The organism is Catenulispora sp. GAS73, from assembly GCF_041262085.1.
In the GTDB taxonomy this organism is placed as follows: Bacteria; Actinomycetota; Actinomycetes; order Streptomycetales; family Catenulisporaceae; genus Catenulispora.
This window is the reverse complement of sequence record NZ_JBGCCM010000015.1, coordinates 215,275-236,467: the sequence shown is the minus strand read 5'-3', so window position 1 is coordinate 236,467 and position 21,193 is coordinate 215,275. Positions and strand designations below refer to the sequence as shown.

15 protein-coding genes are annotated in these 21,193 nt (G+C 72.1%); 5 read left to right on the top strand and 10 right to left on the bottom strand.

Features of this window, described 5'->3' with window-relative positions; translation table 11 throughout:
* Nucleotides 1-23: 23 nt before the first annotated feature.
* Nucleotides 24-719, top strand: a complete 696-nt coding sequence (locus ABH935_RS23750) for a response regulator transcription factor (protein WP_370380116.1) — start codon at nt 24-26, stop codon at nt 717-719.
* A 60-nt stretch (nt 720-779) separates the two neighbouring features.
* Here ABH935_RS23750 and ABH935_RS23745 read toward each other — a convergent pair whose 3' ends face one another.
* From ABH935_RS23745 to eccD, 3 genes are read right to left on the bottom strand one after another with little or no spacing between them, the layout of a single operon-like run.
* Nucleotides 780-2,063 carry a hypothetical protein gene (locus ABH935_RS23745; protein ID WP_370380115.1) on the bottom strand — a complete coding sequence of 428 codons (1,284 nt, stop codon included), beginning with the start codon at nt 2,061-2,063 and terminating at the stop codon, nt 780-782.
* 31 nt (nt 2,064-2,094) lie between these two features.
* A complete protein-coding gene (gene eccB / locus ABH935_RS23740; RefSeq protein WP_370380114.1) occupies nt 2,095-3,501 on the bottom strand; it encodes a type VII secretion protein EccB in 1,407 nt (468 codons plus the stop codon).
* Between the two features lie 3 nt (nt 3,502-3,504).
* The gene (gene eccD, locus ABH935_RS23735; RefSeq protein ID WP_370380113.1) at nt 3,505-5,061 is read right to left on the bottom strand and encodes a type VII secretion integral membrane protein EccD; all 1,557 of its coding nucleotides are present in this window, start codon (nt 5,059-5,061) and stop codon (nt 3,505-3,507) included.
* On the opposite strand from eccD, the gene eccCa reads away from it, so the two are divergent.
* The 3 genes from eccCa (at nt 5,054) to ABH935_RS23720 (ending at nt 13,167) form a co-directional block, all read left to right on the top strand.
* On the top strand, nt 5,054-9,205 hold the full coding sequence (gene eccCa, locus ABH935_RS23730) for a type VII secretion protein EccCa (protein WP_370380112.1): 4,152 nt from the start codon (nt 5,054-5,056) through the stop codon (nt 9,203-9,205). The two genes, eccD and eccCa, sit on opposite strands and share 8 nt — an antisense overlap.
* Nucleotides 9,202-10,419 carry a S8 family serine peptidase gene (locus ABH935_RS23725; protein ID WP_370380111.1) on the top strand — a complete coding sequence of 406 codons (1,218 nt, stop codon included), beginning with the start codon at nt 9,202-9,204 and terminating at the stop codon, nt 10,417-10,419. The genes eccCa and ABH935_RS23725 overlap by 4 nt, the downstream gene beginning before the upstream one ends.
* Nucleotides 10,420-10,485: 66 nt before the next feature.
* Nucleotides 10,486-13,167: a protein kinase gene (locus ABH935_RS23720; protein WP_370380110.1), complete on the top strand. Its 2,682-nt coding sequence runs from the start codon at nt 10,486-10,488 to the stop codon at nt 13,165-13,167.
* 34 nt (nt 13,168-13,201) lie between these two features.
* Here the strand turns inward: ABH935_RS23720 and ABH935_RS23715 are convergent, their stop codons facing one another.
* The 3 genes from ABH935_RS23715 to ABH935_RS23705 form a co-directional block, all read right to left on the bottom strand.
* A complete protein-coding gene (locus tag ABH935_RS23715) occupies nt 13,202-13,690 on the bottom strand; it encodes an ArsR/SmtB family transcription factor (RefSeq protein ID WP_370380109.1) in 489 nt (162 codons plus the stop codon).
* Between the two features lie 142 nt (nt 13,691-13,832).
* The gene (locus ABH935_RS23710; RefSeq protein ID WP_370349289.1) at nt 13,833-14,093 is read right to left on the bottom strand and encodes a DUF397 domain-containing protein; all 261 of its coding nucleotides are present in this window, start codon (nt 14,091-14,093) and stop codon (nt 13,833-13,835) included.
* Nucleotides 14,094-15,113 carry a helix-turn-helix domain-containing protein gene (locus tag ABH935_RS23705; RefSeq protein WP_370380108.1) on the bottom strand — a complete coding sequence of 340 codons (1,020 nt, stop codon included), beginning with the start codon at nt 15,111-15,113 and terminating at the stop codon, nt 14,094-14,096.
* A gap of 168 nt (nt 15,114-15,281) precedes the next feature.
* Here ABH935_RS23705 and ABH935_RS23700 point away from each other — a divergent pair, with 168 nt between their 5' ends.
* Complete coding sequence (locus tag ABH935_RS23700; protein ID WP_370380107.1) at nt 15,282-16,001, top strand: ATP-binding protein; 720 nt, start codon at nt 15,282-15,284, stop codon at nt 15,999-16,001.
* On the opposite strand, the gene ABH935_RS23695 is transcribed toward ABH935_RS23700, so the two are convergent.
* The 4 genes from ABH935_RS23695 to ABH935_RS23680 form a co-directional block, all read right to left on the bottom strand.
* Complete coding sequence (locus ABH935_RS23695; protein ID WP_370380106.1) at nt 15,998-17,632, bottom strand: glycoside hydrolase family 13 protein; 1,635 nt, start codon at nt 17,630-17,632, stop codon at nt 15,998-16,000. The two genes, ABH935_RS23700 and ABH935_RS23695, sit on opposite strands and share 4 nt — an antisense overlap.
* A 108-nt stretch (nt 17,633-17,740) precedes the next feature.
* The gene (locus ABH935_RS23690; RefSeq protein WP_370380105.1) at nt 17,741-18,685 is read right to left on the bottom strand and encodes a carbohydrate ABC transporter permease; all 945 of its coding nucleotides are present in this window, start codon (nt 18,683-18,685) and stop codon (nt 17,741-17,743) included.
* Between the two features lie 3 nt (nt 18,686-18,688).
* Entirely contained in the window at nt 18,689-19,633 is a 945-nt protein-coding gene (locus ABH935_RS23685; protein WP_370380104.1) for a carbohydrate ABC transporter permease, read from the bottom strand.
* Between the two features lie 100 nt (nt 19,634-19,733).
* Nucleotides 19,734-21,176: an extracellular solute-binding protein gene (locus ABH935_RS23680; RefSeq protein ID WP_370380103.1), complete on the bottom strand. Its 1,443-nt coding sequence runs from the start codon at nt 21,174-21,176 to the stop codon at nt 19,734-19,736.
* Nucleotides 21,177-21,193 lie beyond the last annotated feature (17 nt).

The following is a 21,193-nucleotide window of genomic DNA, read 5'->3' as shown; positions in this document are numbered from 1 at the left end:
GAGCCACACGCGAAAGTGGTCTCATGAGAGTTCTGGTGACCGGCCTGGGCCGTCGGCGCAGCCGTACGGTCAGCGGCGGTCTGGCGATCCTCGGGTTCGAGGTGCGTGAGACCGACGCGGACGCCGATCCGCGGGTCGCGGCGGATGTGGTGCTGCTGGACTGCGGCGTGATCGACAACGAGGTGCTGGCGTACTGCCGCCGGCTGCGGCGCCGCACCCAGGCCCCGATCATCGCGGTGACGCAGCGCGTGGACCTGCAGGCCTGGTTGCGCGGTCACGAGGCGGGGATCGACGACTACGCGGTCCAGCCCTTCGGCCTGCAGGAGCTGGCCGCGCGGCTGCGGCTGGCCGTCGCGCCGGGCCGCGAACAGCCGGCGCCGCCGGTCCCGGTGGGCCCGCCGAGCCGGCTGACCGCCGGGCCGCTGGTCGTGGTCGAGGACTCGCGCGCGGTCACGGTCCACGGCACCCGCGTCGACCTGCGCCCCAAGGAGTACCAGCTGCTGGTCGCGCTGATGCGGCAGCTCGGCCGCGCGGTGCCGCGCGAGGAGCTGATCAGCGCGCTGTGGCCGGCCGGCTGGGAGGGCGCGGAGCGCTCGCTGGAGGTGCACGTGGCCTCGCTCCGGGCGAAGATCGCGCTGCCCGGGCTGATCTCCACGGTGCGCGGGGTCGGCTACCGGATGGTGACGCCGGAGTCGTTCCACCGGCTGACGGCCGCGTGAGGCGACCCGGCGTGCCCCACTCGCCGGGTCAGCCCACGTCGTGAAGAACACAGGGGCCGTTCAGGCCGTGCACTGGAGCTTGGCCGCCGAGATTCCGTAGCGCCAAGCGGTGGGGAAGTCGACGCCGTGGTCTAGCAACCGGAGTTTGACCGTGTTGCCGCCGACGTTGACCGTCCCCAGCGGGACCCACTGCCCGTGCGTCGTGTTCTGGTTCACCGTGAAACTGGTCACATAGGTGTCGGCGGCGCCCTCGGAGACCTGGTACTCCGCCGCGGTGCCGCCAGTGTCGGTGGCCTTGCCGTCCCAGGGCACGTAGACGCTCACGGCGCAGGACGCGAACCCCGCGGTACCGCTGCCGAAGGACCACAGCGCGCGGTTGCTGCCGTTGCTCGAATCGCCGGTCATCGGCATCGACTGCATCTTGCCGTTGCAGCCGTCGCTGCTCCAGCCGCCGCTGCTGTTGTCGCTCCAGCCTGATCCGGAGCCGGACCCCACGGCGTCGTAGCCGCCGCCGGGCAGGCCGGGGCAGCCCGGACCGGCCACCAACGTGACGGTCGCCGACGGCGGTCCGGACGGCGGGGCCACGGGCCCGCCGGCGGACGACGAGACCGGCGGCACCGGGGCGGACGGGACTCCGGACGCGGAGGAACTGCGCTGCGGCATGCCCGGCCCCGAGGACTGCGTGGTGCCGTGCACCGACGAACTGCCAGTGGGCTTCGGCGCGCCGGGCGCCGACGTGGACCCGGTGGTGGCGCCGGGGTACTTGGCCGTCGACTGGCCTGTCTGCCACACCCACGGGGATCCGCTGGCGGAGCTGCTGGCGTAACCGCCGTCGCCGCTGCCGGAGACCTGCTCGCCGATCAGGCCGGCGGTCGGCGCCGCCGACTTGTCCGAGGCCTTGCCCGAGCTGCCGCCGACGGTCGCGGCGACCGCGCCGCCGACCACCAGGACACCGGCGACTGCCGCCGCTATGAGGCCCTTGGAACGTCCCGACGCTCCGACCGGAGAAAGCCGCACGGTGCGCGCCCGCGGGTCGGCCGGCAGTCGGCTGCGATTGTCGGGGACTTCGAGCTCGACGTCGTCGTCCGGAACGGCTTCGCCGCCGGTGCGCGAACTGGTGACGGCGATGCTGTCGACATCGGCGTCATCGGCAACGTCATCGGCATCGGCGTCCGCACCGGGAGGCGCGATCTGGAACGGACTCGCTATCGGCCTGGTGGCGCCGGGACCGCTTGTCGCTGAGGCGCCGATCAGGTGGCCGTGCGCGGGTGGCACCTCCGGGGCCGGGTTCTCGGCGTCGGGCAGGGGAACCGTGTCGCGCTCGGTCTGGTCGTCGTCCGCCATCGGCGCTTCCTCCTCGCTGGTGTCGGGCCGATCATGGCGCTGACACGGTAGCGGGCCTAGGTGTACGGGCGTCAGCCGCGTCGAGCGCGGGTCCTTCGGGGAAGAGGTCGAGGATCGTGGCCGGGACCGGCGTCGGGGCCGCCGACGCGTAGCCGAGGCGGCCGAGGTCGTCCTTGGACGCCACCGGGAAGCGGGCGCCGGCGGCGGTCACCAGTTGAGCTACGCCGCCGGACGTCGAGGTGGCGAGCGCGCCGTCGCCCGGCCGTACCAGGACGCGGTCCGCGTGGCCGTTCGTGCCGTCGGTGGCGCTCCACGCTCCGGCGGCGTCCACGGCGGCCGCGGTGACCGACCGGATCCGGTACACCGGGGTCGCCGCCGCGTCGGTGCCCGGCGTCTCCTCGACGCACACCGCGCTCGTGCCGCTGGTGGCGCCGGTCAGGCCGGAGCCGACCGCGAGCGTCGGCAGCGCGGCGGGCAGGTCGCCCGGCAGCGCGGCGGTCACCTGGTTCTGCTCCTTGGCCGCCACCAGCCGGTTCGGGTCGAGCGGCTGCGGCGCCGGGGAGCCCCCGGCCCGCAACAACGCGGCCTGCGTCGGGGTCACCGGGGTCAGGCCCTGTGCGGTGACCACGTACTCGTAGCTGCCGCTCGCGTCCTGGTAGGTGTACAGGTCCCCGACGGTCCCCAGAGCGCCGGAAGCCGTGCGCGCACCGACGCTCAGCGGCGCGATGTCCGACCCGGCGGGCACCGCGTTGAGCCAGGCCGCTCCGACGATCGTCGGCTGCGCCGCAGCCATTTGGAAAGCCGTCATCAGGGGCAGGGGAGCCTTCAGCAGATGCCGCTTGCCGCCCCAGACCAGGTAACGCGCGCCGTTGACGCCACCGTCGTCGACGCCGACATAGCCCGCCTGGCCGTCGGCCACCTCAGTCCCCGCGACCTCCACGCCGAGTGCGGCGGAGACCTGGGCCCTGCCGTCCGCGCCGGCCGAGGAGCACACCGTCCACGGGCCGCCGACCAGCGCCGAGGGACTCGGGACGTCCGCGGGCGCGCCGATGATCCCCACCGGAGTCCCGCGCGGCACGTCCTTCAGCGCCGACGCCGGCACGGTGCGCACCGCGTACTTCGGCAGCGCCAGCATCGCCGAAGCCTGGTTGAGCACCTGGTGCAGCACGCCGCCCGTGTAAAGGTACTGATTGTAAGTACCCTGCTCCACGACCACCGACTGCCCGTCCTGCCACGAGGAATCGGCCTTCGGCGAGATCAGCCCGACCACCGCCGCCCCGCCGATCCCCAGCACCCCGGCCGCCGTCCCGAGGAACAGCCCGGCCTTCAGCCGCGCCGCCGGCGGCTGCGCGGTGCCCGCGTCCCCGCCGACCAGCCCCGCGGTCAGCCGCCGCACCATGAACTTGTGGGCCTGAAGCTCCTGCCGCCGAGTCGCCACGGCTCAGCCCGCCAGTCCGCGCGCCCAGCCGAAGGCGCCGAGCACCCCGAGCGCCAACGGCACCAGCGCGGTCAGCACGAAATACTCGGAGATGTCGGCGGCGCGCGCCGCGTACGGCGGGTCGTCGGTCTGCGGCTTCGGCCCCACCGAGGCCGCGATCAGCCCGACCACCAACGTGGCGACGGCGATCCCGGCGGTGGTGGCGACCGCGCTGTGGGTGTGCGCGGCGGCGGAGGCGCGCCAGGCGGCTCCGGCGAGCGCGAGCATGCCCGCGGTCTGCATCAGCAGCTTGAGGGCGGTCCGCGCGAACACGCGCGCTCGCAGCAAGAACGCGAGGCCGAGATCGGCGGCGGCGATCGCGCCGAGTACACCGTGTCCGGCGCTCAGAGCCGCCCCGCCGGCGGCGAGCACTCCGGTGCCGAGCAGGAAGGCGCCGATGAGCCGGTCCACCCGCGCCGAGGTCTCCCACAGGTCGGCCTGGTTCCGGGCGGGCAGGTCGACCTGGATGCGCTCGGCGGTGGCGGGCAGAGCCGGAAGCCGTTGCCCGGCAAGGCGGAACGCGAGCCTGGGGACCGCCAGGACGAAGCCGAGCCCGAGCACCGCGGCGATCACAGCGGTCTGCGACAGTGCGCGGTGGAACCCGACGCCCAGCGCCCCGGCCACGATCGTGCCGACGGCGACGATCGCCGTGGTGGCGAAGGGCTCCAGGCCGCTGGCGCCGAGCTCCGGCTCGTCCAGCACGGCGGTCCCGCTCGGCGTCCGGCGCGGTGCCGCGGCTGCTGCGGCACTGGCCTTGGCGCCCGAACCCTTTCCAGCGGCTGCCGTGTTTCCGGTCGTCCCCCCTACGACCACCGCCCCGCCACCGACCGCTGCCGCAGCGCCGGCCGACGCCAGCAGCGCGGCCGCTCCGGCCCACAGCGCGGCAGCCGATTCCGGATGCGTCACGCTGTGCGCGAAGGTGTCCGCCGCGAGCCAGCCGCCGAGCGCGGCCCAGCCGACGGCGGCGACGCCCAGCGCGGTCGCGGTCGGGCGCGATCCCATGATCCGGCCGGCGACCGCGGCGGCGATCAGGATCAGCGCCGCGAGCGCGCCGGCGATCCCGGCGCGCTGTCCGACCGGGCCCGACCCGACCGCCACGCTCGCCGTGCCGGCGGTGAGCGCCACCGCGCCGAGCACCGGTCCGGCCCAGCGTCCGGCGGTCTCTCGCAGCCGGTCCTCGCGCTCACGCACAGCGGTGGCCAGTCCGTCAACCACGTCGTCGAAGACGGCCGTCGGCGCGGTGGCCCGGCGCGGCCGCAGATACAGCGTCTCGCCGTCGAGGATCTGCAGCTCGGCCAGGGTGCGGGCGGCCGGCAGCGGCGCGCCGCCGACGCGTTGCAGCACCCAGCCGTCGTGAGCCAGGCCGGCGTCGGCCAGTTCGGGCCCGGCGAAGCTCAAGACCGCTGGTAGGAAGTCCGCCAGCGGGACGGCTGTCGGCAGGGCCAGTTCCAGCACGTTGGCGGGGGTCGCGATGGAGAGGCGGCACAGATCGGCCTCAGGCAGCGTGGCTCGGATGCTCAACGTCCCGCTCTTCTTTCCTTTGCACACCGGTCTGGACGAGTGCTCGACTATCGCGGGTCGTGTGACCAGGCCGCCAGAGGAAGCAGAGCTGACGTTGAGCATCCGTGAGTACCGGCCAGTGCCGCGTCGCCCCGCCCCGCAGTTTCCTCAAGGTGAGATCGCTTTCCAGGAGCCGCCGGCGATCCCCGAACCGGTGTCCGGAGGGCTCGGACAAGCCGTGATGGTGCTGCCGATGGCGGCCAGCAGCGGCGCCATGGCGATGATGTTCCTGCAGCCCGGCGCGCGGGCCACCAACTATCTGGCCGGCGGCATGATGGCGGTGTCCTCGCTGGGCATGGTCGGCACGCAGCTCGGCCGGGGCGGCGGCGACAAGAAGGCCAAGCTGTCCGGGGACCGCCGTGACTACCTGCGGCACCTGGACCAGAACCGGCGCCAGGTGCGCAAGCACATCGACGCGCAGATCAAGGCGCTCGCCTGGCGGCACCCGGACCCGGCGGCGCTGTGGTCGGTGGCGATGAGCGGCCGGCTGTGGGAGCGCGGCCCGGCTGACCGGGACTTCGCCGAGGTGCGGCTGGCGACCGGGCCGATGGCGCTGGCGGTGAAGATGGCGCCGCCGCAGACCAAGCCGATCGAGGACCTGGATCCGGTGTCGGCGAACGCGCTGCGGCGGTTCCTGCAGGCCTACAAGACCATTCCGGACCTGCCGATCGCCGCGAACCTGCGGGCGTTCGCGCGGGTGGCGTTCGACGGCGACGGACCGGCGACCCGGGCGGTGGTGCGGGCTCTGCTCACCCAGCTCGCGGTATTCCACAGCCCGGAGGACCTGCGGATCGCCGTGCACTGCGGCGACACCACGCGCGAGCGCTGGGAGTGGGTCAAGTGGCTGCCGCACGCTCTGCACACCTCGGAGGTCGACGCGGTCGGCCGGGTACGGCTGATCAGCGACAGCTTCGCGGACCTGGAGCGGTTGCTCTCTCCCGGCGACTTCCGGGAGCGCGGACCGCACGATCCGAGCGCGGCGCCGACCGCGCGGGAGCCGTTCACCGTCATCCTGCTGGACGGCGGCGAGCTGCCGGCCGACCACCGTGCGCTGCGCAGCGGCTATCGCAACGCCGTGCTGCTGGACCTGACCGGCGCGGCCGTCGGGCCGGACGTCCCGGTGGCGACGCTGCGCCTGCGTGCGACGCGGGAGGGCGCCGACGCGGCGCTGGCGACGGTGACCCCGGACCGGGCCGGCGGTGAGGATGTCAGCCCTCTGGGACGTGCCGCGACCTTGAGCACCGCCGAATCTTCGGCTACGGCACGGATTCTCGCCCCGTTGCGAGTCAGCGGGGCCGGGGACGCCGGCGGACGCGGCACCGGTGACATCTCCTTCACCGGCCTGCTCGGCATCCGCGACGCCCGCGCCCTCGACCCGGCGCAGGCCTGGCAGCCGCGGCCGAACCGGGAACGGCTGCGGGTCCCGCTCGGCCTCACCGAGCAGGGGCTGCCGGCCGAGCTGGACATCAAGGAGGCGGCGCAGGGCGGGACCGGGCCGCACGGCATGATCATCGGCGCCACCGGGTCCGGAAAGAGCGAGCTGCTGCGCACGCTGGTGCTGGCGATGGCGGTGCGGAACGATCCGGAGATCCTGAACTTCGTGCTCGTCGACTTCAAGGGCGGCGCGACGTTCCTGGGGCTGGACAGGCTGCCGCACACCTCGGCCGTGATCACCAACCTGGCCGACGAGCTGCCGCTGGTGAAGCGCATGTACACGGCGCTGCACGGCGAGATGGTGCGGCGGCAGGAGCTGCTGCGGGCCGCCGGGAACTACGCCTCGCTGCGCGACTACGAGGCGGCGCGGAACTCCGGGGTGCCGCTGGCGCCGATGCCGTCGCTGTTCCTGGTGGTCGACGAGTTCAGCGAACTGCTCGCCGCGCACTCGGAGTTCTTGGAACTGTTCGTGATGATCGGCCGGCTGGGGCGCTCGCTCGGCGTGCACCTGCTGCTGGCTTCGCAGAGGCTTGATGAGGGCCGGATCCACGCGCTGGAGGGCCACCTCTCGTACCGCGTGGGCCTGCGGACGTTCTCGGTGGCCGAGTCGCGGGCCGTGCTCGGCGTCGGCGACGCCTACGACCTGCCCTCGACCCCGGGCCACGGATTCCTGCGCTGCGGCACCGATCCATTGATCCGATTCCGCGCGGGATACGTGTCAGCACCATATGTCCCGCCGAAGTCCGGCGAGGAGGCTGAGGATTCGGGGCGCTATCACGTGATCCGGTACCGCTCGTCGTACCTGGCGCCGCGCGTCGCCCCGCAGACGGAGGAGGCGGAGACGGAGGCCGAGGAGGAGTTCACCAGCCCGCCGATCTCCGAGACCACGCTTCAGGTCCTGGCCTCGCGGATGCAGGGGCAGGGCCGGCCGGCGCACCGGATCTGGCTGCCGCCGCTGTCCACGCCGCCGACCCTGGACGCACTGCTGCCGGAGGCGGTCGCGGCGCTGACCGGCGGGCTGCCGAACCCGGATCCGCGGGCCACGCGGTACGGCTCGCTGGCCGCCGCCGCCAGTCCCGCGCGCGGCGTGAACGGGCCCGACGACACGCTGCTGGCCGTGCTCGGCGTCACCGACCGGCCGTTCGAGCAGCGGCACGATCCGCTGGTCGCGGACCTGGCCGGGGCGGCGGGGCACGTCGCGGTGGTCGGCGCGCCGCTGTCCGGCAAGTCGACGATGCTGCGGACGCTGATCAGCTCCCTGAGTCTGCGGTACACCCCGCGCGACGCCCAGTTCTACTGCCTGGACTTCGGCGGCGGCGGGCTCACCGCGCTGTCGGACCTGCCGCAGGTCGGCGGCGTCGCCGGGCGGCTGGAGGGGGAGAAGGTGACGCGGACCGTCGCCGAGGTGTCGATGCTGCTGGCCGAGCGCGAGCAGGCGTTCGCCGCGGCCGGGGTCGGGTCGATGGCGGAGTACCGGCGGCGCCGGCGGGCTGGGGACTTCCCGGACGATCCGTTCGGTGATGTGTTCTTGGTCATCGACGGCTGGTTCACGTTCCACCAGGATTACGAGCGACTGGAGCCGGCGATCCAGGACATCGCCGCGCGCGGGCTCGGTTTCGGCGTGCACCTGGTGATCACCGCGGCGCGCTGGACCGAGGTGCGGCCGTGGCTCCGCGACCTCATCGGGACCCGGCTGGAGCTGCGGCTCGGCGACCCGATCGACTCCGAGGTGAACGCCGCGCTGGCCAAGGAGGTGCCGGCGATCCCGGGCCGCGGCCTGACCTCGGGGCGGCTGCACTTCCTGGCGGCGCTGCCGCGCATCGACGGGGATCCGGACTCCGCGACGCTCGGCGAGGGCACGCGGGACCTGGTGCGGTACGTCACCAAGGCGCACCCCGGGCAGGCGGCGCCGCCGGTGCGGATGCTGCCGACGCTGCTGCCGGCCGCGCGGCTGGTGCAGCCGGCGTCCCGGACCGCGGTGGCGCTGGGGTGGGACGAGACGCGGTTGCAGCCGGTGCTGCACGAGTTCGCCGCCACGCCGCACCTGATGGTGTTCGGGGAGAACGAGAGCGGGAAGACGAACCTGCTGCGGCTGGTGGCCAAGGCGGTGACCGAGCGCGCAGAGCCGAAGGAAGTCAGGGTTCTGCTGGCGGACACACGGCGCCGGCTGCACGACGCGGTGCCGCCGTCGAAGCAGCTCGGGTACGCGGTGACGGCCGGCGCGTTGGAGGAGCTGCTGAAGGAGATCACGCCGGTGCTGTTGCAGCGGGTGCCGGGGCCGGATGTGGAGCCGGCGCGGTTGCCGCTGCGGGACTGGTGGAGCGGGCCGGAGCTGTACGTGGTCGTGGACGACTACGACCTGATGATCGGCAGCCGCGGGACGCCGCTCGGGCCGCTGCTGGAGCTGCTGCCGCAGTCCGCGGAGATCGGGCTGCACCTGGTGCTGGCGCGGTCCACGGCCGGTGCGGCGCGGGGGATGAGTGATCCGGTGCTGCGGCGTCTGTGGGAGCTGAGTACGCCGGGGTTGTTGCTGTCGTGCAGCAAGGACGAGGGGGTGTTCCTCGGGGACGCGCGGCCGATGCGGTTGCCGGCCGGGCGGGCGCAGTTGGTGAGCCGGCGGAGCGGGACGATGGTGGTGCAGACGGCTTGGGCCGGCGAGGACGCGGCGTGAGGCGGGTTTTGTCCTGCGGGATGTTGAGTGCGCTCGTCGCAGGACTCATCATCGTGCCGGTCGGCGGACTGCCCTCCGCGGCGGCTGACGACTGCTCGCCGTCGGTGCAGGCTGTGCCGGTGACCGCGCAGGTGCCGTGGGCGCAGACGGCTTTGCGGTTCGGGGATCTGGCGCCTTTCGTCGCCCTGACATCCGGGGCGCGGGTCAAGGTCGCGGTGGTCGATTCGGGGATCGATGTGGGCGCGCCGCAGCTGGCTGGGGCGGTGGACGTCGCGGACAGCGTGTCGCTCGTCGATCCGAAGACGTATCCGGCGACGGCCGACGCGCTCGGGCACGGGACGATGGTCGCCGGGATCATCGCGGCGCGGGCCCGGTCCGGGTCGGGGATCGTGGGGCTGGCGCCGTCGGTGGTGAGCTTGCTGTCGATCCGGACGTACAAGACGTGCGAGAGCGAGGACGCGCCGATCGCGCAGGGGATCCGGGAGGCGGTGGCGCGGGGCGCGAAGATCGTCAACGTGTCGGCGGGGAGCTCGACGAACTCGCCCGATCTGGCTTCGGCGGTGCGGGACGCTCAGGCCGCCGGGGTGTTGATCGTGGCCGCGGCGGGGAATCTCGGTGCGCAGCAGGACGGGAATCCGCCGCAGTATCCGGCTGCTTATCCGGGGGTGATCGCGGTTGCGGCGGTGGGGGCGGATCGGGCGGTGACGCCGTACTCCGAGCACGGTGCTTATGTCGGGATCGCTGCTCCCGGCGGGTCTTCGGACGCGCCGCTGCTGGGGATCGGGCCGGCGGACAACGGGACGTTGGCTTCGGGGCTGGGGACGTCTTTCGCGGCGCCGTACGTCACGGCCACCGCTGCGCTGGTGTGGAGCCGGTATCCGTCGTTGACGGCCGCGCAGGTGCGGCAGCGGTTGTATGCGACGGCTGATCGGATGGCGGCCGGGGCGCCGGATGCTCACTACGGGTGGGGGATCGTTGATCCGTATGCGGCGCTGACTTCGGTGTCGACTCCGGCGCCGGCCGCCACGCCGCCTGCTGCCGTGCCGGCTCCGCTTCCGTTCGCCGCGGCTCCGGTGAAGCAGGATTTCACCGGCCGGGCTTTGGCCGTTGGCGGAGGCGGGATACTGTCCGCCGGGGGAGTCGCCGGTGCTGCTTGGTTGGCCCGGCGCCGCAAGCGTGCCATGCAGCCGCTGGATCCCTCTGGAAAGCTCTGACCTATGGCTTGAGTCTGACTGAGTCCGACTTGAGTCTGTCCGACACGATTCTTGGGGAACGGCGTTATGTGGGGTGAGGGAACCGTCCTGGCCGGCCGGTACCAGCTGCGCCAGCGGATCGGCGGCGGGTCGATGGGCGATGTGTGGCGTGCCCTGGACACGGTGCTGGGACGCGAGGTGGCGGTCAAGATCCTGCTGCCGGCGCTGTTGGACGACGCCGGCTTCGCCGCCCGCTTCCACACTGAGGCCCGGGTGCTGGCGGCGCTGAGCCACCCCGGCATCGTGTCGGTGTTCGACTACGGCGAGGCGGACGACCCGCGCACGGCGTTCCTGGTGATGGAGCTGATCACCGGGCGCCCCCTGTCGGACCTGCTGGACGAGAGCGCCCCGCTGTCGGAGGCCACGACGCTGACGGTGGTCGCGCAGACGCTGGAGGCGCTGCAGGCGGCGCACGACCAGGGGATCGTGCACCGCGACGTGAAGCCGGCGAACCTGATGCTGCGCGGCGGCAGCGTGGTGGTGACGGACTTCGGCGTGGCGCGCACCGCGGACGCGCGCCGCCTGACGGCGGCGGACGTGGTGCTGGGCACCGCGGTGTACGCGGCGCCGGAGCAGGCGCGGCACACGGCGGTGACGGCCGCGGCGGACCAGTACGCGGTGGGGGTGATCGCGTACGAGTGCCTGACCGGCACGCCGCCCTTCGACGGCGGGACCCCGCTCGGGATCATGATGAAGCACCTGCAGGAGCCGGTGCCGCCGCTGCCGGAGACGGTGTCCGAGCCGGTGCGCGAGCTGGTGATGCGGGCGCTGGCGAAGGACCCCGAGGCGCGGTTCGCGAGCGCGCGGGAGATGGCGGAGACGGCGCGGCGGCTCGCGGCGCGCGGGGCGCGGGAGGCGGGGGTGACGCGGATCGGGAGTCCGCGGGACAGCTTTCAGGTGGGGGTGGATGTCGCGGGGGTGGCTGCGGCAGCGGCTGCCGGTGCTGCGGGGGCGCGGGTGGATGGGGACTTTCTGTCGTTCACGGTGGTGCCTCGGGGGGTTGGGGACGATGACGGGGACGGCGCGGGTGATGTGGGTGGTGATGCGGGTGGCGATGAGGGCGAGGGCGGCGTTGGCGCGGAGCTGAGCTCGGCTGGTGGTGGTGGTGGCGGTGTGGCTGCGGGATCTGTGGGGGAGGTCGCGCCGGCGTGGGCTTCGTATGCCGTGCGGCCGGAGGCGGAGGGTACGGACTGGGCTTCGTTCACGGTGAGTGGGGCCGGGGACGAGACGGTGCCGCTGCCTGATGGTGAGGCGGCGGTCGATGGGGGTGCGGGCGGCGCGGCGGCTGGCGTGGCGGCCGAGGCGAGCGGGCGGACGGCTGGGGCGCGTGGTGGGGCGGGGCGGGTAGTGCCTCAGGACTCGTTTATCGCTGGCGTAGAGGTGGACGCTGGCGACGGCGCCGGAGCTGTTGAAGCGGCGGAGGTTGGCGGGGCTGCGCGCGGAGGTTTGGGCGGTCGGTGGCGCAAGCGTGGGCAGCAGGCAGCCGGTACGCCGATCTCGGTAGACGAAAGCGAAAACCAAGCAGGCGATCCGGCCGAGCCGGGCGAGCAACAAACGGGCAGCCCGTCAGCGACTGCCGAGCCGCAGGAAACCAGCCCGGCTGATATCCCGGTCCCCGAGCCCGAGCCCGAGCCCGCGCCTGAGTCTGAGCCTGAGCCTGAGCCTGAGTCGAAGGCCGAGGCGAGCCCGCACATCGCCCCCGGTCACGCGATGCCGCTGTACTCCTTCAACGCAGGCGTCGAGCTGGATCCCGTCGATGCGGATGACGCGACTGCGGGAAGTGGTCGGGTGGTGCCGCAGGACTCGTTCACCGTCCTCGGCGCCGATGGTCCCGATGCCCCCGACTCCGACCTCCCGGATCGGCCGATGCAGCCCGGGCGGCGGCGGGCGATCGTTCTGGCGGCTGTGGGTGCGGTTGTCGTTGTGGGGATCGCGGTCGTCTATCCGCTTTCGCACGGCAAGTCGTCGACGGCTGCTGTCGTCGGGGCGACGCAGGCTACGTCTAGTGCGTCGGGCGCCGTTTCTACCTCGGATGTGAGCGTCACGTCGGTGGTGTCGGAGACGTCGACCATCGTTGTGAGTTCGTCGGTGACGAGTGCGGCTGGGAAGCCTTCGGCGACGGCTTCGGTGCCGGGGCGGTCGAGCGGTGGGGCGGGGAGTCCTACGTCGACGAGTTCGGCGGGGTCGTCGATGGCGTCGCGGCCGTCGGCGACGGCGGGGGGTACGTCCACCGCCAACGTGCCGCCTCCGCCGGTGTCGGCGTCGACGTCCGCTGCTGTGCCGCACAAGTCGGGGTACATCACCAACGTCGGGGACAGCGATGCGATCGATGTCTTCGGGACGTCGGCCGGTGCGCCGATCTTCGGTGACGGTGCGCAGCTGACCGTGGAGCCGCAGGCGGGGCGGACCGGGCAGAGCTTTCAGGCGACCGCGTTGACCTCGGGTGGGCAGGCGGTTTACGAGTTCGGCGACGGGCTGGACACCAACCAGCTGATCGACGGCGGTGGCGGCAAGGTCAGTCTGCTGCACGGCGGGGGTGCCCCGACGCAGATGTGGTGGCTGTCGCAGGATTCGAGTACGCCGAGTGGTGCGTTCTACATCAACAACCAGGGTGCCGGGCAGTGCCTGACGGACAACGGGCCGTCGAACGCGTTGTCGCTGAAGCCTTGCGTGGCCGGGAACAAGGCGCAGCAGTGGTATCTGCCGTGAGGCGGGGCGCGGTTGGGGTGGCCGGCGCGGCTGTTCAGAGGTCGTAGGGGATGCCGCGGACCGCGTGTTCGGCGTGGCCGACGACTTCCTCGACCAGCCGCCTGATGTGGCCGCCGCGGAGGCGGTAGAGGCGGGCGCGGCCGTCGGCGCGCTGCTCGACCAGGCCGCCGAGGCGGAGTTTGGCGAGGTGTTGGCTGGCCGCGGTGGGGGTGCAGCCGGCGGTCTCGGCCAGGGCGCTGACGCCGAGTTCGCCGTCGCGCAGGGCCCAGAGCAGGCGCAGGCGGCTGGGTTCGGCCAGCAGATCCAGGAAGCCGACGGCGGTGTCCACGACCGGGTCCGGCAGGGTGCGCTCGGCGGAGTCGGCGTGGTCCGGGTGATGGTGGTCGGGGCCGGAGCCGGCCGAGTTGTCGGCGTGGGAGCCGGGACCGCTGGCGGCCGAGGCGGCACGGGAGCCGGAAAAGTCAGCAGAGTCGCCGGCAGAGTCGTCGGCGTGGGAGTCGGGCTGCTCGCCTGGCTGGGGCATGGAGGCCATCCTCTCACCTGCGCGGACGGCTCGGCGCGCCGCATGTTCAAGCCCGCTGCCGCAGAACCCCGCCATCGAAGAACCCGCCGCCGCAGGACGGGCCCCGCGCCGAAGCAGCCGGAACGGGACCCTGGCCGCGGGCTCAGCCCGTCGGCTCGAACTCCTCGGCCTTCACCCCCGCGACGAAGGCCGCCCACTCCGTGCGCGAGTACACGATCACCTCGGCGTCGGGGCGGCGGGAGTGGCGCACACCGACCGAGCCGTCGGCCAGCATCGCGACCTCCACGCAGTTGGTGGCGCCGTTGCTGTGGCTGCTCTTGCGCCACGCGGCGCCGGTCAGGAGGGTCTCGTGCGGGGCGGCTCCGTTCTCAGGGGTCGAATTCGGCGTTGCGCTGGTGCTCAACTAGCTCTCCATCTTCGTCAGCAGGTCGGCGAGCCAGAGCGCCGACCGTTCGGGGGAAAGCGCCGCGGCACGCAGCTGGTCGAACACCGACGCGTAATTGCGCACCTCGTCGACGGTCTCCAAGAAATGCGTTCGCGTCAGGTTGTCCAGGCATACCACGTCGTGTTCCAGAGGATTGTCAAAGCCTACAATCGCGAAGGGTTCGTCAAGTCCTGAATATGCCCCGGCCGAATGGGTGATGATCTGGATGATGATATTCGGGCGGCGGGATTCCTCGATGACGCGTTCGATCTGACCTCGCATCACCTCGCGTCCTCCCACCCGCTGGCGCAGCGCGCCCTCGTGCATCACCACGCGCAGCCGCAGCGGATCCGCGCCGCCGAGCATCCGCTGCCGGGTGCGGCGCACGGCCACCAGCGCGTCGACGTCGAGTGGTTCGGCGCGTATCCGCCAGGCTTCGGCCAGGGCGCGCGTGTAGTCCTCGGTCTGCAGCAGGCCGTGGACGAGTTGCACGGTGTGCGCGTCGATCGACGTCGCCGCCGCCTCCACGCTGATGTAGTCCGCGTAGGGCTCCGGGATGGCCCGCCGGTAGTACTGCCACCAGCCCTTGTCCCTGATCTGGCCGGTCAGGTTGAGTAAAGTCGTCCGCAGCTCCTCGTCGACGACCCCGTACACGTCCAGCGCGGCCGAGACGTCGATGCGCCGCAGCCGGCCCTGGCCGTTCTCCAGCCGGGACAGCGTCGAGTCCGAGATCTCCAGCCGCTCGGCCGCGCCCTGCAGGGTCAGGCCCGCGGCCAGCCGGAGCCGGCGCAGGGCCGCGCCGAGCCGGCGGCGGCGGATCGGCGGCGCCGACGGGCCGGCCGGGACCCGGGCCGCGCGCTCGACCGGGTTGCCGGGTTCGGCCGGGCCGCCGGGCTCCCGCGCGCCGCCGCGCTCCTCCGGGCCGCCGGGGACGTGCTCCTCCGGCTCGCCGTCCGGAGCGGTTCCGGTGGCGGGTCCGGGAACGTCTGCGGATGTCATCGCCAACCCCCTGCGGTTCGCTTTTGCGATGCAGGCCATTGTGCCCGAACCGGCCCCGGCGATTTCACGGATTCCCCTGCGGGGCCCGCGCCCGGGGTGGGATATTTCATTGTGGGGTGCGCGCTGGGGGAGATGGAATCGCGCAGACATCGATGATGTGAGGCCGTCATGCAGCAATTACGCCACCCCGCCCCGGCGGCGTGCCGCGTCGCCGGACCGGGCGCCGGCGGCGGGGTGGCAGCCCGAGGCGCGGCGGTCGGCTCCGAGCCGGCCCCGGATGCCCCGGCATCGCAGAACACTGCTCTGTACTGGACGTTCCCGGGCTCGGCCCTGGACGTGTGCCTGTCCCGGCGCTGGCTGGCCGCCGCCGTCGAACAGGCCTGGGGCGCCGGCGACGACGCCGACCGCGTGGTGCTGGCCTACAGCGAGATCGCGACCAACGCCGTGGTGCACGGCACCGGGCCGGTGACGGTGTCCGCGCGGATCCGGCCCGGCGCGGTGACCTGCGAGGTCGCCGACTGCTCGGCCCGCGCCCCGCAGCACCGGCACGCGACCGGCGAGGACGTCCGCGGCCGCGGGCTGGACCTGATCGAGTGGATCGTGGACCGGTTCGGGGTGGCCGTCGGCGAGGCCGGCAAGACCGTGTCGTTCGAGGTCGGACGTCATACCGGAGGTCACACCGAAGGGGCCCGCGGGTCCGGGAGAAGTCCGCTGCCGCGGTCCGGCCCGGGTCCGGTCGGGCCGCCTGAATCAGGGCTCGAACCAGCCCTCGAACCAGCCCTCGCACCACGACCCGGCCCCGGACCGGAGTCCGGAACCGGGTCGCAGGAGATCTCCGTCGGCGGGTCTGCGGGTGGGTCCGCCGACGGGAAGCAGGAAACCGGCTAGCGGGCGATCCAGACGGCGGTGTCGGCCGGGATCCGGCCCTCCGCCGTCAAAGGCCCGCTGGCCAGCAGCACTCGGCCCGCGACCGGCTGGTCCGACGGTCGCGGGCCGAAGTTCACCGCGCACACGAACCCGGGTCCGCGCTCGAAGGCCAGCACGCCCTCGGGCGCCGGGAGCCAGGCGAACGGCCCGTCGCCGAGTCCCTCGGTCTCCCGCCGCAGTCGCAGGGCTTTGCCGTACAGCGTCAGCATCGACGACGGATCGGCCAGCTGGCCCTCGGCCGTGTAGTCCTTCCACGCCTCCGGCTGCGGCAGCCACGGCTCGGCCGACGCCTGCTCGGGGCTGAAGCCGAACGGCGGCTCGCTCCCGGACCACGGCAGCGGCACCCGGCAGCCGTCCCGGCCGGGGTCCGCGGGGTTGCGGCCCTTGCGCTCCCACATCGGGTCCTGGCGCAGGTCGTCGGGGATGTCCTCGACCTCCCACAGACCCAGTTCCTCGCCCTGGTAGATGTACACCGAGCCGGGCAGCGCCTGGGTCAGCAGGGCCGAGGCCCGCGCGCGCCGCGTGCCCAGCTCCAGGTCGACCGGCCGGCCGAGCTGCCGGGCGTAGATCGCGAACGAGGTGTCCTCGCGGCCGTAGCGGGTTACCACGCGGTCCACGTCGTGGTTGGACAGCACCCAGGTCGGTGGGGCGCCGACCGGGGCGTGCAGGCTCAGCGTCTCGTCGATCACCTCGCGGAGCTTGTCCGCCTCCCAGGCGCAGCCCAGGTAGGGGAAGTTGAAGACGGTGTGCATCTCGTCCGGGCCGAGGTAGCGGGCCAGGCGCGCGGCGTCCGGCAGCCAGATCTCGCCGATCAGGACCCTGTCACCCTCGTAGGAGTCGGCGACGGCCCGCCACGAGCGGTAGATCGCGTGCACTTCCTCGCGGTCGACGAACGCCGAGTCGTCGTCGCCGACTTGGTCCGGCAGCGCCGGGTCCTTGACCAGCAGCGCTGCCGAGTCTATGCGGAAGCCGTCGGCCCCGCGGTCGAACCAGAACCGCAGCACGTCCTCGAACTCGGCCGGGACATCGGGGTGCTGCCAGTTGAAGTCCGGCTGGGCCGCGTCGAACAGGTGCAGGTACCACTCGCCGGGCTCGCCGTCCGGTTCGATGACCCGGGTCCAGGTCTGGCCGCCGAACATGCCCTGCCAGTTGGTCGGGGGCAGCTCGCCGTCCTCGCCGCGCCCGGAGCGGAACCAGAACCGCTCGCGCTCCGGCGAGCCGGGCCCGGCGGCCAGCGCCGCGGCGAACCAGGGGTTCGCCGAGGAGGTGTGGTTGGGCACGATGTCCACGACCACGCGGATGCCCAGGGCGTGCGCCTCGGCGATCAGCGCCTCGGCGTCGGCCACGGTCCCGAACAGCGGGTCGATGACGCGGTAGTCGGTGACGTCGTAGCCGCCGTCCGCCTGCGGGGACAGGTACCAGGGGTTGAACCACACCGCGTCCACGCCGAGCTCGGCCAGGTACGGCAGCCGGGCGCGGACGCCGGCCAGGTCGCCCATGCCGTCGCCGGACCCGTCGGCGAAGCTGCGCGGGTAGATCTGGTAGATGGCGGCCGAGCGCCACCAAGGCGCTGGGGAAGTATGCGCGGACACCGGGAACCTGCTCTCTAGTACGTGAAGCAGACACGACGGCGGGACAGCCGACGGTGAAGGACAGGGGGACGTTTGACGGTCGTCTGCCGGCGGTCTCTCAGGGCCCTGTCATCCCTTGACACCGCCGACCGTCAGGCCGGCCATGATGTTCCGCTGGAAGAACAGGAACAGCACGATTGTCGGGATCGAGGCCAGGAACAACCCGCCGACCAGCGCGTTGTCCGGCATGGAGGTGGCGGCGGTGTTGACGCCGACGTTCAGCGTCTCGTGCGCCGGCACGGTGATCAGCGGCCACAGGAAGTCCTTCCAGACCGCGACTATCGCGAAGATCGAGATCACCCCGAGGATCGGCCGCGAGATCGGCAGCACGATGCGCCACAGCGTGCGCAGCGGGCCCGCGCCGTCCACGGCGGCCGCGTCCAGCAGGTCGTTGGGGATGGAGTCGAAGAACCGCTTGAGCAGGAACACGTTGAAGGCGTTGGCCACCGTCGGGAGCCAGATCACCCAGGGCGTGTTCTGCAGGTTCCAGTGCACCAGCGGCAGGTCCAGCACCGTCAGGTACTGCGGGATGACCAGCGCCGCGGCCGGGATCATCATCGAGGCCAGCATCAGGGCCAGGATCCAGTTGCCGAAGATCGGCCGGAGCTTGGACAGCGAGTAGGCGGCGCCGACGCAGAAGGTGAGCTGGAACAGCAGCGCGCCGCCGGCGTAGACGACGGTGTTCCACAGCAGCTGCGCCATCCCCAGGCGGTTCCACGCCAGGCTGAAGGCGTGCGTGGAGGGGTGCGAGGGCAGCAGGACCGGGGGGTTGCGGACCAGTTCCTGCGAGGTCTTGAACCCGCCGGTGGCCATCCAGAACAGCGGGCCGATGAACACCACGGTGGCCAGTACCAGGGCCACGGTCAGCGCGATCCAGTAAAAACGCTTGCCCCGCGTGGTGTTCAGCTGGGTGCGGGATATCAGAGTGCGGTGATAGGTCGGCGCGGCCTTGGGCTTCCTGGCGCGGAAACGATTTCGGGTCAACAGGACCCGGCTCGCGGTCTGCTGGGTCATCTCTCAGTCCTCGCTTCCGCGTCGTTCCAGCACGATGTAGATCGCGGAGAAGCAGGCCAGCACCAGCAGCATGATCACGCCGAGTGCGGCCGCGGTGTTGAACTTGTTGTAATTGAAGGCGTAGTTGTAGAGCAGGTAGACGACCGTGGTCGTCGATCCTTCGGGCCCGCCGCCGGTCAGCACGAACGCCTCGGTGAACATCTGCATCGTCGCGACGATCTGCAGCATCGCCATCAGCGACAGGATCAGCCGGGTTTGCGGGACGGTGACGTGCCGGATCCGTTGCAAGACGCTGCAACCGTCCAGTTCGGCCGCTTCGTACAGGTCGCCCGGAATCCCTTGCAGGGCCGCCAGGTACACCAGCGTCGCGGTGCCCATGTTGCCCCACGTGGAGACCACGACCAGCGAGGGCATCGACGAGGACTTGGACGCCAGCCACTGCGACTTGGGCAGGTGCAGGATGTGCAGCGCCTCGTTGAACAGGCCGAACCCGGGGTCCATGAAGTACTTGAACAGCAGGATGCCGGCCACCGGCGGCAGCATCACCGGCAGGTAGACCAGGATCCGCAGATACCCCTGCGCGTGCCGGAACTCGTTGACGACGATGGCCACCGCGAACGGCGCGGCGAACCCGAACACCAGGGCCAGGCCGGTGAACTCCAGGGTGTTGCGCCAGGCCTGCCAGAACTCGGGGTCGGCGGCGACCTGGCGGTAGTTGCCCAGGCCCACCCACGTGGTCTGGCCGCGGTGCACGCGCTGGAAGGACATGATGATCTCGCGGATCATCGGGTACCAGGTGAACAGTGCGAAGCAGACCAGCGCGCCGAACAGGAACGCGTGGGCCCGCAGGTTGCGGCCGGCGGCGCGGCGCAGCGCCTTCCACGTCGACTCGCTGCCGCCGCGTCTCGTGGTGTCCTGCAGCCGCTCTGTGGCCAGGGCGTAGGCCATCGTGTCGACTCCGTTTCCTTGTATCCCTCAAGTGCGCTCCGTGGGGGCGGCCGGTCCCCGTCCCTCAACAGGGACCGGCCGCCTGCCGCGGATCGCGGCGTTACTGGTTGGCCAGGATCGAGTTGACTTGCGACTCGGCGGTGCTCAGGAGCTTGGCCGGATCGGCGCTGGCGTTGGTCATCGCCGCCGACATCGCGGTGTCCAGGACCTTGTAGAGCTGCTGCGCGGCCGGGGGTTCCAGGACCGGCGCGATCGGGTTGTTCACGAAGTCCGTGTACTGGTCGACGGGCAGCGTCGCGGAGGTCTTCAGGTCCGACTGCACCTGCGTCATCTGCGGGGAGGTCGGGTTCCAGAAGAACTTCTGCGGCAGGCCGATCGCGACCGGCTTGTCCGGCGCGGCCAGGGCCTTGTCGCGCGCGAAGTCGAACTGGCCCTTGCCCGGGGTCAGGTACTCGAACGTGATCCAGGCGATCTCGGCCTTGATCTGGTTCGGGGTCAGACCCTTCTTGAAGTAGTACAGGTCGCCGCCGGCCAGGGTGCCGGTCGCCGGCCCCGTGCTACCGGGGATCGGGCCCATGCCGTACAGCTTCGGGTCCGCGCCGAGGACTTCGACCAGGTGCTGGATCACGTCCGGGGCGCCGAGGAACATCCCGACCTTGCTGGTGGCCAGGGGCGGGAAGGCGTCGGCCCACTGGGTGAGCGGTGTCGGGCCGATGCCGCCGTCCTTGAAGCGCATGTCGTGCAGCCGCTGCAGGACCTGCTTGCCCTGGTCGGAGTTGAAGGCGGCCTTCTTGCCCGCGGAGTCGACCATCTGGCCGCCGAGGCTGTCGATCTCCCCGGCGAAGTGCCAGCCGCCGGTGTTGCCGCCGCTGTAGTCCTCGTAGCCGGTGACCCCGCCGCCGAGGGCGGAGATCTTGGCGGCGTCGGTCTCGACCTCGTCCCACGTCGTCGGGGGCTTGTTCGGGTCCAGGCCGGCCTTCTGGAACAGCGAGCGGTTGTAGATCAGACCCTCGGTGTAGAAGTTGATCGGCAGCGAGTAGGTCTTGCCGCTGTCCTGCAGGTTCTGCTTCACCCCGGGGAGCAGCTGCGACCAGCCCGGGACGGTCTGGTCGTTGACGTAGGAGCTGATGTCCGTCACGTCGCCGGAGTCCAGGACCTGGTTCTTGTCCGTGAAGTAGGCGTGGAAGGAGCCGGTCTCGTTGTGCGCCTTCAGGCTCGCGGTGAACTGCGGGGGATCCTCGACCTGGCCCACGTAGGGCTTGGCGTTGACCGTGACGTTCGGGTACTGGATCTTGAACGCCTGCAGGTCGTCGGCGTAGGCGGCCTTGTTCGCCGCCTGGTCCGCCCCGGGCGCGCCGTCGATGGTGATGGTCACCGTGGCGTTGGGATCCAGTGGCTTGCCGTCGGCGACGCCGTCGGCGGAGTTGCCGGAGCCCTTGTTCGAGGAGCCCTTGCTGGAACTGGACGAGCAGGCCGCGCCCGCCATGGCTATACCGGCCGCCGTGACGAGCGCGACCATCGTGCGTGATGCGTTGCGTTTCATGCGTTTCACCCCTTCGT

Excerpts from the sequence above, each read along its gene's own strand:
- eccCa (WP_370380112.1), top strand. The coding sequence starts at position 5,054 with ATGCTCAACGTCCCGCTCTTCTTTCCTTTGCACACCGGTCTGGACGAG.
- ABH935_RS23705 (WP_370380108.1), bottom strand. The coding sequence starts at position 15,113 with ATGACATCCGCAGACGTTCCCGGACCCGCCACCGGAACCGCTCCGGAC.
- ABH935_RS23680 (WP_370380103.1), bottom strand. The coding sequence starts at position 21,176 with ATGAAACGCAACGCATCACGCACGATGGTCGCGCTCGTCACGGCGGCC.
- ABH935_RS23750 (WP_370380116.1), top strand. The coding sequence starts at position 24 with ATGAGAGTTCTGGTGACCGGCCTGGGCCGTCGGCGCAGCCGTACGGTC.
- ABH935_RS23700 (WP_370380107.1), top strand. The coding sequence starts at position 15,282 with ATGCAGCAATTACGCCACCCCGCCCCGGCGGCGTGCCGCGTCGCCGGA.
- ABH935_RS23715 (WP_370380109.1), bottom strand. The coding sequence starts at position 13,690 with ATGCCCCAGCCAGGCGAGCAGCCCGACTCCCACGCCGACGACTCTGCC.
- ABH935_RS23745 (WP_370380115.1), bottom strand. The coding sequence starts at position 2,063 with ATGGCGGACGACGACCAGACCGAGCGCGACACGGTTCCCCTGCCCGAC.
- ABH935_RS23690 (WP_370380105.1), bottom strand. The coding sequence starts at position 18,685 with ATGACCCAGCAGACCGCGAGCCGGGTCCTGTTGACCCGAAATCGTTTC.
- ABH935_RS23720 (WP_370380110.1), top strand. The coding sequence starts at position 10,486 with ATGTGGGGTGAGGGAACCGTCCTGGCCGGCCGGTACCAGCTGCGCCAG.
- ABH935_RS23685 (WP_370380104.1), bottom strand. The coding sequence starts at position 19,633 with ATGGCCTACGCCCTGGCCACAGAGCGGCTGCAGGACACCACGAGACGC.